Here is a 12604-nt window from a genome sequence, read left to right on the forward strand (position 1 = left end):
CCCATTTTCCGAAGAGTTGCGGTCACTCTTCGATATCCATATCGTAATTTATGCCGAAGACAAACATCCTTTATTTTCTCTTCTATCTCATCTCTTAGATCCACTGTTCGTTGTAACCAACGATAAAATGTAGACCGGGGTAATTCTAATACATTACACAATTCTTTTACCGTTAGTTTTGTTTTTAAATCGGTCCATAAAGTAACTACAGTTTCCGGGTTCAACTCCTTTCGATTTCCAGATACTTTCCCCATATCAGTAATTTTGTTTTTAACTGTTTATTTTCTAACCGTAGCTGTTCCAATTCATTTAACTCTTTTGGCCCTTTTCCATAAGAATATTGTTTTCCTACAGGTTGTTGAAAACGGTACGTTTGACCGGTACGATACCACTTCATCCACGTCTTAATTTGGGAAACATTTTTAATTCCAAGCTTCTCCATAATGGTCCGATTGGAATATCCATCCTTTTTCATTTCAATCACTTTCCACTTTATTTCTTCTGGGTAATGAACTCTTGTCTTCAAACCAAAAACACCTCCATTGAATTTGCATACTTAGTATGCGAATTCAGGAGGTGTTTTTTTCATGTACCACTATTCGGGTTCCCTTCACTTCATCTTCTAATGATTTAGCATTATTTAGACGCCGTGAACTAGGCTTTGTCTTTCAATCCTTTAACCTTATGAATACGCTAACTGTAAAAGAGAATATTGTTTTACCACTTACATTAGATAATGTAAGTTTGAATGAAATGAACAACAAAGTAGAAGTCATTTCCAAAAAACTAGGGATTGAACAGATTTTAAATAAAAGAACCTATGAAATTTCAGGAGGACAAGCTCAACGAACCGCCATTGCTCGTGCCCTTATTCATTCTCCTCAATTAATATTAGCAGATGAACCAACAGGAAATTTAGATTCAAAAGCGGCAAATGATGTCATGGAACTCCTAAAGAAATTAAATCAAGATCAACAAGTAACTATGATGCTAGTGACACATGATCCCGTAGCTGCGAGTTACTGTGATCGAGTAATCTTCATTACAGATGGATCTTTTTATAATGAAATTTATTGCGATGACAATCGTTCAAAATTTCACAAAGATATTACAGATGTACTATCTTTACTAGGAGGTAATTAACATGAATTTTCGTCAACTTGTATATAATAATGTCACTCGTAATAAACGATTATACCTTGGACATTTTTTGAGTAGTACATTTGCCGTGATGATTCTATTTACTTTTGAATTGCTTGCATTTCATCCTAATTTCACTGGAAATCTTGTATCGACCAGTGAAACCATGAGTTCTTTAAGTACAAAAGGATTTAAAATTGCTCAATATCTAATTATATTTTTCTCCTTCTTTTTCATTCTCTATTCTATTACTATGTTTTTAAAAACAAGGAAAAAGGAATTTGGGATTTTATTACTCCATGGCATGTCTAACGCACAATTAAAAAAGCTAATTTTCATGGAAAATATGTTAATTGGATGTTCTGCAATTATTGTTGGGATTGGACTTGGATTAGTTTTTGGAAAATTAATCTTACTGATAAGTGGTTCCCTTTTCCTGTTAAAAGGTGGGCTTCCATTTCATTTTCCTACTAATGCAATTTTAGTGACATCTCTTATGTTTTTTATTTTATTTATACTTATCTCTTTTTTCACTGTACGAGTAATGAAGGTATCACAGCTAATTGAACTCATGAAATCTGAAGAAAAACCAAAAGCGGAACCAAAGTCATCTAAATGGCTAACTTTCTTCTCAATTCTTTGTATTTGCATTGGATATGCCTCAGCGTTTTATTTGGATATAGCATTTAAAAAAGGAATTGAGATATATGTTCTATTACTATGTGTTTTCTTAACTGTATTAGGAACATACTTTTTATTTACTCAGCTCAGCTTTTATGTCATTACAATATTGAAAAATCGTCAATACACTTTCTTTAAAAAAACCAATATGTTAATGCTTTCAGAGTTAACATATCGAATGACAGATAACGCACGAACACTCTTTCTAGTAAGTATACTTTCCGCAGTTGCCTTTACCTCTATTGGTGCTTGCCTTTCTATTGGAAATGGCGCATTAGCGGAAGTTAACAGTCCTTATGCATTTGAATATAAATCATATAAACACAACAAGGAGGAGGCATTTCATATTTCTCAAATAGAGAAACAATTACATAATGATGGATTCTCATATAAATTAGTAACTTCTACTGGTTTTAATACAACAAGTCACGCAACACCAATTATGAAACTGACTGATTACAACGCAACTGCCAAAACACTAGGATACCCAGCAGAAACGTTAAATAAGGAAACAGACAGTCTAATCCTGCCATCAAAAATGTATCTGAGAGTAGCTCCTCAAGAGAAATTAAAGAAACTGTCTTCATCCCTTACACTGGAACACGGTACTATGAATTATAATTTTTCTGATAATAAAATATTAATGGATAATATTATCAGCTCATCTGATAATTTTTCTGTCGTTGTTTCGGATTCAATGTACGAAACAATGCTAAATACACAGTTAGGAGAAGCAAAGATCGATCAGTATATAGACTATCGTTTTTTAATTAAAAACATGTATGAAACAGCAGATATGGCTAAAAAACTTACAAAGATAATTCCAAATGATTATAGAAGCGGACGCCCACCTTTTATATTTGATTCCCCGGTATTAAAATGGTTAGAAGGTAAACAAGTGAATGCGATACTATCTATTCTCAGTGTACTAGTAGGTGTTGTATTTTTTATATTTACAATTAGTTTCTTATACTTCCGTTTATTTACAGATTTAGATCGAGATAAAAGCCAATTTCAAATGCTTTCTAAATTAGGGTTAACTAAAAGAGAGATAAAAAAAATTGTAACCCAACAAATTAGTATATTATTTTTTATACCTATTGTGATTTCTGTTCTTCATATTAGCGTGGCCTTCTTGGCAATAAGGTTTTTAGCGCAGAGCAGACACATAGACTTACCTATTGCAGGAAATTCTATTCTCATATTCACGAGCTTTATTAGTGTACAAATAATTTACTACCTTATTATTAGAAGAAGTTATTTACGTCAAATACTTCATTCCATAAATTAAAGTGGAAAATGAGAGAAATGCTGGTGGTATTCCGTATATATACCTCCTACTTAAAGTCACTTTTTCAGTAAGCTAATTAAATTCTTTGTTTTACTAATGGAGTAGCACCACATCTCTATCAAGCAAAGAAAACAAAATTCCTACTAAAATGAAAAAATACGCTATTCTTTCTGCAGAATCACAGGAAGGGATAACGTATTTTTTGCTTTATGGATAATGTAAAATCTTAGCTTGACGGCGATGGGGTACCGCCAGCATTTCGGAAAAAAACCACGCTAAGCAATTTGGGATAAGAAAAGAGCCGAATTTTAACCTGTTAAGAGTAAATCGGCTGTTTTCTATTCAAAACCTAGTTGTTTGTAATATCAAAAGAAAATGTTTCTTTTATTCCCTTTTCCCCGTCAGCAGTGATTTTTATTGCTCTTGTTTTAGGTAAACGTTGAACCCAATTTAATTCTAATAGTCTTTCTAGAAGTGCATTCCCTAATGCTCCCGCAAGGTGGTGACGTCTTTCACTCCAATCTAAACATTTGTGTGTGAATGAACGACGTTTTTTCCTAACCTTTTCAAGATCAATTTGAAAAGTTGTAAAGAATGACTCTCCTTTTTCAGTAACAGTAAACCCGTCCTTTTCTTCATAAATAACACCTATTTTAATTAAAGAATCTGTTAATTGTACGCCTAAATTTCCCGCAAGATGATCATAACATGTTCTTGCAAAACGCATCGCTTTATCTTCTGAAGCCTGTTTTAATGATTTAATTTCAATTGGCGGAGCTATTGATAAAAATGACTCCATAACTTGAGCAACTTCCTGATTTCGAATCCCATAATATCGATGTCTTCCCTGTTTTTCAACCGTAACTACATTCGCATCGACCATTTTTGTTAAATGGAAACTAGCCGTCTGTGGTTTGATTCCTGCCATATATGCTAATTCGCTTGCAGGATGGAATCTACCATCTAATAAGACTGTTAATATTGCTGCACGAGAAGCTTCACTGACAAGGGTAGCAATCATTGCTACATTTGGATTTGCATTCATTTTAATTCCCCCTAATGTAATCCATATTTCGATGATAATCGAAATGTTTATATTCTACAATAAATAAGGAAGAACATATGAATAGGAGGAGAAATAAAGATAAAAAAATGGCTCATGTTCCAAATACAGAAATTATTAAACCTAAAATTCTATACTACGGAACTCCTGTGATTTTACTAAATTCGCTAAATGAAGATGGAACAGTAAATATCAGCCCTCTGTCATCATCATGGGCATTAGGAGATTGTATTATATTAGGGATTGGACTTGGCGGGAAAGCGATTGAAAATTTAGAACGACATCCTGAATGTGTAATCAATGTTCCGAGTCCTTCATTATGGGAGAATGTTGAACAGTTAGCCCCCTATACAGGGAAAAATCCCGTTCCAGATTATAAGAAAAAGAATGGATTTACATATGAAAAAGAATGGATTTACATATGAAAAAGAAAAATATGATATTAGTAGATTAACACCTACTAAGTCTAAATCGGTAAAACCTACTCGAATTATGGAGTGTCCAATTCAAATTGAGGCAAGGGTGAAACACATTCGAATTCCTGATTATTCTTCTGATTTTGCAATTGTTGAGACACAAGCTATACATGTGCATGCTCACAAGGAAATCATTATTGAAGAAAATCATATTGACCCAAATAAATGGAGCCCACTTATATATAATTTTCGTCATTACTTTGGTCTTGGTAACCAGTTAGGTAAAACCTTCCGATCCGAATTATAAATAAATATATTATCTTTTAAAGGGGACAATCTTTTCCTAATTGCAGTTAAATATTGTAGTAAGAAACCGAATTCCACCTGTTAAGGAATTCGGTTTCTTTATTATTTTTTCTTTTGCAATGATATAAAATGTTTATTAGAAAAGGAGAATAAGGATATATAATTTAAAAATAAGACAAATATGTTGAGAAAACTCGGAATGGATTGAATATTTACATGTGCTTATTTATAATTGATTAAGAGTTGGATTAGTAATCTGTCATCTGTTCCTTTTTTAAAGAAGATTGATCTCAATCTTCTATTTTTTTGTGTTTTTTCCTCTTCTCTCGAAAAAAGGAAAAAGAATTACTTAAGAATTGTGGAAATTACTTGCTTGTAGACTAGTTGTTGCTTACCATGAACCATCATTTTTTGGTGTGATATAAACCATAAGTTTTCCGGATTGGCAAGGTTATGGTTCTTTTTATTTATGGTAAACTTATGCTTCCGGTAATTTTGATGTTTTTGAATTAAAGCTAAGAAGGAATTCTTCAACCTTGGTACCAAAAATCACCTATTATGAGCTCACAAAAGATTTTAAGTACTTTTAATTATGGATTTAAAACAAAGTTAAACCTTTTATATGTGGACTTTTGATAATGTAGGATTTTTTCTTATTAAGCAAACGGGCCATTTTATTGAATAATTCTAACCGTTTCCTCTAGAAACGGTTAGAATTATTCACTCGTATTTCTTTAAAACAATAGCTGCATTATGACCTCCGAAACCAAATGAGTTAGATAGACCTATATTTATTTTCACTTGGCGAGCAACAGATGGTACATAATCCAGATCACATAATGGATCAGGGTTTTCTAAGTTAATTGTTGGAGGAACTATACCTTCCTTTAAGCTCATTGCTAAAGCAATTGCTTCAACTCCACCAGCTGCCCCTAACATATGACCCAACATAGATTTATTAGCTGTTACCGGAATCTGATAAGCTTGTTTTCCAAACAGCTGCTTAATAGCCATCGTTTCAGAGATGTCCCCCACTTTTGTACTTGTTGCATGGGCACTAATAACATCAACTTCTTCAGGCGATATATTGGCATTTTTTAAAGCAGATCTCATTGCAAGATAAGCACCTTTACCTTCCGGATGTGTAGCTACGATATGGTGCGCATCTGAACTTGCACCATATCCAATGACTTCTGCATAAATCTTTGCCTCTCTACGTAAAGCGTGAGATAAAGATTCTAAAATTAAAATTCCAGCTCCTTCTGACATGACAAATCCATCTCGATTTTCATCAAATGGACGACTAGCCTTAGTAGGATTATCGTTTCTTGTTGATAATGCTGTAGCGTTACCAAAGCTGGCTATTGATAAGTCTATTATAGCTGACTCTGTTCCACCCGCAAATATAACGTCAGCTTCCCCATAACGAATTAGTCTAAAGGCTTCTCCGATAGCTGTATTTCCAATTGCGCAAGCAGAAACAGGTGACATAGAAGGCCCCATCGCATTCCACTTGATACTAATTTGTGCTGCAGCAGCATTAGACATTATGGCAGGTACTAGAGTTGGGCTGACTCTTCTTGGTCCCTTCTGCCTAAACGCATCAACATTTTCAATCAAGGTTTCAATCCCTCCGATACCTGAACCTACGTATACGCCTAACCTTTCTACATCTATACGATCGAGGTCTAACTTAGAATCTGACCAAGCTTGTTCAGCTGCAGCCAAAGCAAATTGAGAAAAACGATCTAAACGCCTTGCTTCTTTCTTTCCTAAAACTTCATCTGCATCAAAATCTTGGACGATACCCGCAATTTTTGTTTTATGATTGGTAACATCGAAAGTATCGATATTGACTATACCAGATTCCCCTTTAATTAGATTGTTCCAAAATGTTTTGATGTCGTTTCCTATAGGAGAAACTACTCCCATACCAGTAATCACAACTCTTTCCACTTTGCATTCCCTCCAATCAATAATATACTTGTATTTTACAGTCAATTTATCCTATTACAAGGGGGGGATTTATCCTAGTATAACTACTACTAGGATAAATTGATAAGATAAGGAGTTTTAAAAATGAATAATAAAACAAGGCTTAAAGCTCTGTCGGCATTCTTAAAAGCTAAGCGCGCCCAAATTAGTCCAGAGTCTATTGGTTTGTCTGCCGGAAACCGGAGAAGAACACCTGGGTTACGAAGAGAAGAGGTTGCGCAGTTAGCAGGTGTAAGCACTACTTGGTATACATGGCTAGAGCAAGGAAGAGATATAAAGGTTTCTACACTCGTACTTGATTGTATTTCTAAAGCTTTGCAATTAAATATTGATGAAACCGACTACTTATATGACCTAGCATTTGAAACAAATTCAGAAATTACAAGTCAAAAAAAAGATCAATCAAAGATTAGCCCTTCTTTAATACGAATACTAGATGAGTTAACATATTGTCCGACTATCATTACGGATCGACATTGCCATATTGTAGGCTGGAATCCTGCAGCAGCTTATGTTTTTTTAGATTTTGAACAAATACCGAATGATCAAAGAAATTTGATTCGTTTAGTATTCACTAGAAAGGAATTAAAAGCATTGGCTGTCAATTGGGACCATTTTGTGAAAGGTTTTCTTGCGATTTTCCGTACCTATTATGGACGCTATTTAGACGATGAATGGTATAGCCAGTTTATTAAAGAAATGAGTAATTCCCATCCAGAATTCCAGGATTTATGGAAAGAAAGTCAAGTGAGTAAGGCTCCAGACATGATAATTGAATTCAGACATGCTAAAGCAGGCAAAATGTTGTTTAATTTAACTTCTCTTCAAGTTCAAGGTGATATGGATTTACGGTGCAGTATCTACACGCCAGTAGGGGAAACAGATACTGAAAATAAATTAAAGCGATTAATGAAGAGGGTTTCCGTTGAAAATTAATAAAGTAGGTTCATTACATTAGCAAAATGATACTGATTATTAAACAAAGTCATTATTCCTTATGGGGAAAAATGTTAACTTTACCATGGATAGATGGCGTTAGTTGAAGGAAAATAAGCTAATTTGCATTCGAATTTCTATTTTCGGTATTCCATTATAAAGCGCTTTAATGGAGGAAAAATCACAAAAATGATCAAACTTTTTTATGAAAGATAAATAGTCAATCTCAAAAGTGGAATCAATTTTGATCAAGGATTTTTCAAACTGGATTCTTTTTCTTACCATCCAAATAAAGAAAAATATTACACAAACTCAGATCCAAAAATCAGTGCAAAAAATAAAAAAACCTAACATATTAGTCATATATAATATGTTAGGACTCTTATATTTTAGGTTTCTTTGAATTTAGGTCTTGATAACGTACGATATCCGCGTTTTGTAGTTGGTAGCCCTTGATGGGCTAGCACCACATACCCATCAACTGAAGGATTTGGTAGTCCCCACAAACGAAGAAAATGAGTTAAACTCTCATAAATAACTATAAAATAATAAAATTTTCGTTTTGGAGATACTTTAAAATATTAGCGTGATGAGCATGTAAGGTGACTCTCAATTAAAAATTTCAAAATAGCATAAGTTAACTCTTAGAAATTCATTTTTTCTAATTTATGTATAGCATTTAACTGATTGTCCGATTAATCTTCTGTGCTACTTTTAGATCCTTAGTTTTAAATCCGCTATTTATAGCCCATCTATAAAATAGAAAAGAAACAATTGAAATGAGTACCATATCCCATCCGTAAGTTATAATATTTAACCCACCAAATCTTTCACTTCCAATGTACGATATACAAATCATAAATAATAAATACCCCACAATCCATAATCCAGCTAAAAAATTCTTCTTAAATCCAACCCATTTTGTTTTTAATTGATAATAAAAATATATAGGTAAGCCCATAAGAATAATAAACATTACTTCTCCTGTTAATAGCCATCTTGCCCAATATAATGTTAATGATGCAAATATGAACCCTAAAGGTGCAATAATGTTTAATCTCCTTATATAGAAAGGACGATGAAAATTAGGTGCAGTTTTTCTCAAAGTCATTACTGTTATAGGTCCAGTAACATATGAAATTAATGTAGCTACTGAAATAACTTCAGCTAAAACACCCCATCCTTTAAATAAAAATAAAAAAACAAAACAAATCAATAAATTAAACATCATGGCAAATCTAGGCACACCATATATAGGATGTAATGTCCCAAAAACTTTTGGAAAATATCCATTCTTCTCCATTCCGTATAGCATGCGTGATGTGGTTGCCATATAAGTAGTACCTGTACCAGAAGGAGATACAAAAGCATCTAAATATAATACAATAACTAGCCAATTAATATTTAGTGCTATCGCTAAATCAGCAAATGGTGAATTAAAATTTAAATTTGACCATCCGTTAATTATCATATTAGGATTCACAGCGCCGATAAAAGCAATTTGTAATAATACATATATTACAGTTGCAATTAAAATGGATCCCACAACTGCCCGAGGAATGGATTTCCCTGGATTCTTTGCTTCACCAGCCATATTAATCGGGCTTTGAAAACCATTGAATGCAAAAATAACACCAGATGTTGCCATAGCAGTTAATACATTTGACCAATTAGATACATTAAAGTCCTGATGACTAGTAAAGTTCTCTCCATGAAATCCAACAAATAGCAATGCACCAATTGTAAGACCAGGAATTATAATTTTAAATATGGTAATTAGGGAGTTTATTTTTGCAAATAGACTAACAGTCCAATAATTTAAAAAGAAATATATAAAAATTAGCAAAGAAGCAGCTGCAAGACCCTTTGAAGTTAGCATTCCATTGTCTACTAAATCCTTGGCCCAACTTGCCCATTCCCAAGGCCACGAACTCATATATTGTATTGAGGCTATAGCTTCAACCGGAATAACTGAGACGATGGCTATCCAATTAGCCCATGCAGCAATAAATCCTACGAAATCTCCATGTGAATATTGGGTATATTTTACCATTCCGCCAGCCTCTGGAATCATGGCTCCTAACTCGCTATATGGTAAGGCAATGAATAATATTACAATCATTCCTAAGACCCAAGAAAAGATAGCGGCCCCCCCTGATATTTTGGCGGCCTTCCATGCACCAAATAACCAGCCAGATCCTAAAATCGAGCCAATCCCAGTCATTGTAAGTGCAAAGGTTCCTAGCTTACGTTTCATATTTTTCATTTTTCACACGCTCCTCGTTTACAAAATAAATAGAATCCTCTTATTCATTAACCTTTTACTCATATATATTCCCCCCTTTTTATTTAAAGTAAGAATGTAAGTTTTATAGACTAATTCACTATAAAGTTTATCTCCAATCAACTCTTTATAATGTATATATACCCTCTATAACTCTCTCTAAACCTAAAAACTTTTAACTACATTTGTTACGGAAAAACATCATAATCTAGTATGCCTCTATATTGAGGGTTCAACGAATCATGTTAGTGAAGCATTAATAACCACATTTGTAAGAGTCTACCTCTGCATTAAGAATATTTTAGTTCTAATAGACGAAGTTCATGTTGTCTATGTTCTTAATTTGATAGGCATGGGATGTTCCCCCAGATGTATTCAAGATAGACACGGAAATGAAGGAAACTGTTATAGAAATTTCTATATTTCTTTGATAATTTATCGCTCCTTTCTTACAAAAAACTCAACTCTATTACGTCAAAAAGGTTCTGTATGAAAATATGTAGAATTAGTACATATACGGTATTTTATAAATAAAGAGGTGATTGTGTTGAATTATTTAACAAAATCAAAAAACTCATCAACAGGTCTGAGAGGGTATTTGGAATCCTATCCGTTAACTTCATTTTTTGTAATGGCATATTTATTCTCATGGGCTGTATTAATCCCATTTATCTTATCCCAATGGGGTATTTTCCCTAAAACAAAGGCATTTGATATTTTCTTTTTTGCCAATGCATTTGCAGGCCCAATGTTAGCAGCGTGTATCATGTTTCAAACTCTTGAAGGCAAAGAGTCATGGAAAAAAGTTAGAAAAAGCATTCTATCTACTAAGGTCGGTTTGAAGTGGTACTTGTTTACTCTCATCGTTATCCCCGCTGCAATGTTTCTGGGGATGGTGATAGTAAATGGAGAGATACCTACTTTCCGTGACCTTAATTTTGAATTTTTTATAACCTATCTCTTCTCTTTTGTAGCAATTTTCTTTCTCGGTGGGCCTTTACCCGAGGAAATCGGATGGCGTGGTTTCGCTCTGCCTCGATTACAATCGAAATTTGGACCGTTAAAAGCAACATTACTTCTTAGTGTTTTGTGGGCTTTTTGGCATCTTCCGCATTTCTTAACGGCTGCACAAAGGGGTGGCCCGGGTTCTGACCTTTCTCTCCTATATATCCATTTGCCAATTTTTATTTTACTATGTTTGCCCATCTCAATTATTCTTACTTGGGTCTATAACTGCAATCACGGTAACTTATTTATTGTCATGCTAATTCATACGAGTGTAAATACGTTCAGTTTGGTACAAACTCATTCCACCAACCCTGTTTTAAAGAATACGGATATATTTGTAGTGATAGGATTGGGATTTGTTGCTTTACTTATTCTTATTTTCACACGAGGCAACCTGGGATATAAACAAACTTTTAATGAAGTAGAGTTCAGTAACAATGAAAATATTGGTAAATAGAAACAAAAATCATAGAATAATAGGTTGATGACAATAGTGTACCGCCACACGACTATCAAGTTAAAAATCATATTCTTCTCCAAAACAAAAAACGTCATTCTTTATTCAAGATGAAATACAATTGTTTGCAAAGAGATTCTCCCGATATTTGGTATCATATACCTTTGATAAATTAGATAGAGAAATAGGATCTTTTCAACAGGAAAAGAATTTATAGTGGAAAGAATATATTTATATTGATTATAATAATGTGTTTTGAATTGTACCTTTAAGGAGGCGTTGTCGATGAGAAAATATTTCTATTTGATTGGGCAAAAAAACAAGAGGATAACGTATCACTAGCACATAAACTACGTGCTTCCTCTTCAATATTGAAAGGAGAGTATCAGATTGAATAAGATTTATTTAAAGGCCATTGACAAAAGTAATTGGGAAGAAGCGATTAAACTTTCTGTTACAGAAGAACAACAAAAATTTATTGCATCCAACCTTTATTCTATCGCAGAAGTTCAATTTCTAGATAATTTCTATGCAAACGGTATTTATCTTGATGAAAAAATGATAGGATTTACTATGTTTGGGATAGATTCTGATGATAATAATTATTGGATTTATAGACTTATGATTGATGAAAAATTTCAAGGACAAGGTATAGGTAAACAAGCTATACATCTGGTAATTGATGAGATAAGAAGAAATAATAACGCAAACATTTCTATAATAATGATTGGATATGCTCCTGAAAACCTTACAGCTAAATTTGTATATAAAAAAGCAGGATTTATTGAAACTGAATTATCATCTTGGGGTGAACAGTTAGCTAAGTATTCCTTATAAGCACTTGAATTCTGCACTTTAACTATTAGACATATTCAAGAAAAGAGTCTAATAGTATAGTAATGCAGATAGGAAATGATTAAACTTTTTATAAAATAATAAACCAACTGAAAATATTAAGAGCGTGTTTTGATTTACCTTTTTCAAAACACGCTCTTTTCTATGATTATTTATCAAAGTTATTAGTATC

General features: G+C 33.3%; 7 protein-coding genes and 3 pseudogenes. 6 read left to right on the top strand and 4 right to left on the bottom strand.

Features of this window, described 5'->3' with window-relative positions; all coding sequences use genetic code 11:
- Positions 1-526 (bottom strand): annotated as a pseudogene (locus ACO6VI_RS27170) (IS3 family transposase); the annotation flags it as partial.
- A gap of 80 nt (positions 527-606) precedes the next feature.
- On the opposite strand from ACO6VI_RS27170, the pseudogene ACO6VI_RS27175 reads away from it, so the two are divergent.
- Together ACO6VI_RS27175 and ACO6VI_RS27180 are read left to right on the top strand one after the other, a co-directional pair.
- Positions 607-1143 (top strand): annotated as a pseudogene (locus ACO6VI_RS27175) (ABC transporter ATP-binding protein); the annotation flags it as partial.
- Position 1144: 1 nt separating this feature from the next.
- Entirely contained in the window at positions 1145-3112 is a 1968-nt protein-coding gene (locus ACO6VI_RS27180) for an FtsX-like permease family protein (RefSeq protein WP_422424600.1), read from the top strand.
- A gap of 349 nt (positions 3113-3461) precedes the next feature.
- On the opposite strand, the gene ACO6VI_RS27185 is transcribed toward ACO6VI_RS27180, so the two are convergent.
- Positions 3462-4157, bottom strand: coding sequence for an ArsR/SmtB family transcription factor (locus tag ACO6VI_RS27185; protein WP_422424602.1), 696 nt, complete (start codon positions 4155-4157; stop codon positions 3462-3464).
- 107 nt (positions 4158-4264) lie between these two features.
- Between ACO6VI_RS27185 and ACO6VI_RS27190 the strand changes: the two are divergent.
- Positions 4265-4898: pseudogene (locus tag ACO6VI_RS27190) on the top strand (flavin reductase).
- A 719-nt stretch (positions 4899-5617) separates the two neighbouring features.
- On the opposite strand, the gene fabF reads toward ACO6VI_RS27190, so the two are convergent.
- The gene (fabF, locus tag ACO6VI_RS27195) at positions 5618-6853 is read right to left on the bottom strand and encodes a beta-ketoacyl-ACP synthase II (RefSeq protein WP_422424604.1); all 1236 of its coding nucleotides are present in this window, start codon (positions 6851-6853) and stop codon (positions 5618-5620) included.
- Between the two features lie 123 nt (positions 6854-6976).
- Here fabF and ACO6VI_RS27200 point away from each other — a divergent pair, with 123 nt between their 5' ends.
- A complete protein-coding gene (locus tag ACO6VI_RS27200) occupies positions 6977-7828 on the top strand; it encodes a helix-turn-helix transcriptional regulator (RefSeq protein WP_422424606.1) in 852 nt (283 codons plus the stop codon).
- Positions 7829-8507: 679 nt separating this feature from the next.
- Here ACO6VI_RS27200 and ACO6VI_RS27205 read toward each other — a convergent pair.
- The gene (locus ACO6VI_RS27205) at positions 8508-10094 is read right to left on the bottom strand and encodes an APC family permease (RefSeq protein ID WP_422424608.1); all 1587 of its coding nucleotides are present in this window, start codon (positions 10092-10094) and stop codon (positions 8508-8510) included.
- Between the two features lie 565 nt (positions 10095-10659).
- On the opposite strand from ACO6VI_RS27205, the gene ACO6VI_RS27210 reads away from it, so the two are divergent.
- Together ACO6VI_RS27210 and ACO6VI_RS27215 are read left to right on the top strand one after the other, a co-directional pair.
- Positions 10660-11577 carry a CPBP family intramembrane glutamic endopeptidase gene (locus ACO6VI_RS27210; protein WP_422424610.1) on the top strand — a complete coding sequence of 306 codons (918 nt, stop codon included), beginning with the start codon at positions 10660-10662 and terminating at the stop codon, positions 11575-11577.
- 390 nt (positions 11578-11967) lie between these two features.
- Entirely contained in the window at positions 11968-12414 is a 447-nt protein-coding gene (locus ACO6VI_RS27215) for a GNAT family N-acetyltransferase (RefSeq protein WP_422424612.1), read from the top strand.
- Positions 12415-12604: the final 190 nt, after the last annotated feature.

This window comes from Bacillus sp. PSXD-155, from assembly GCF_049310765.1.
In the GTDB taxonomy this organism is placed as follows: domain Bacteria; phylum Bacillota; class Bacilli; order Bacillales; family Bacillaceae_G; genus Bacillus_A; species Bacillus_A cereus.

Bases quoted from the DNA above. Each gene is read 5' to 3' on its own strand.
- ACO6VI_RS27205 (WP_422424608.1), bottom strand. From the start codon at position 10,094: ATGAAAAATATGAAACGTAAGCTAGGAACCTTTGCACTTACAATGACT.
- ACO6VI_RS27180 (WP_422424600.1), top strand. From the start codon at position 1,145: ATGAATTTTCGTCAACTTGTATATAATAATGTCACTCGTAATAAACGA.
- ACO6VI_RS27200 (WP_422424606.1), top strand. From the start codon at position 6,977: ATGAATAATAAAACAAGGCTTAAAGCTCTGTCGGCATTCTTAAAAGCT.
- ACO6VI_RS27185 (WP_422424602.1), bottom strand. From the start codon at position 4,157: ATGAATGCAAATCCAAATGTAGCAATGATTGCTACCCTTGTCAGTGAA.